This window comes from Enterobacter sp. ZOR0014 (genome assembly GCF_000798855.1).
GTDB classification, from domain to species: Bacteria; Pseudomonadota; Gammaproteobacteria; order Enterobacterales; family Enterobacteriaceae; genus Enterobacter; species Enterobacter kobei.
In genome coordinates this window covers 1-354 of sequence record NZ_JTLF01000229.1, presented here as the reverse complement: position 1 = coordinate 354, position 354 = coordinate 1, and the positions used below count along the sequence as shown (strand labels likewise).

The 354-nt window shown below is 38.4% G+C and carries 1 protein-coding gene; it reads left to right on the top strand.

Annotated features, from left to right (window positions below):
* The coding region (locus L977_RS23795; RefSeq protein WP_047625806.1) for an HNH endonuclease at positions 1–253 on the top strand (253 nt) is incomplete at its 5' end.
* Positions 254–354: the final 101 nt, after the last annotated feature.

Genomic DNA, 354 nt, shown 5'->3' with positions numbered 1-354 from the left:
GAACATGTATAATAAAAAAGAATGGTTGGCTGTCCGTGATTATGTAAGACAACGTGATAAGATGACTTGCGTAAGATGTGGCGCATTCGGTGCTAAAAAATACGAAGTAGACCATATTATAGAACTAACTTGGGAAAATCTTGATGATTGGAAAATAGCGCTGAACCCTGATAACCTACAACTCCTTTGTAAGTCTTGCCATAACAAGAAGACAAGCGAGTATAAACGTGGGAAAGGTGTGAGTTTATGGTAGAAAGGGGAAAAATTGAACTTATTCGGAAAAGTGGTATCATTTTCACGTGGAAAGCTAAACAATGATACTCAAAGAGTTACAGCGTGGCAAAACGAAGCGGT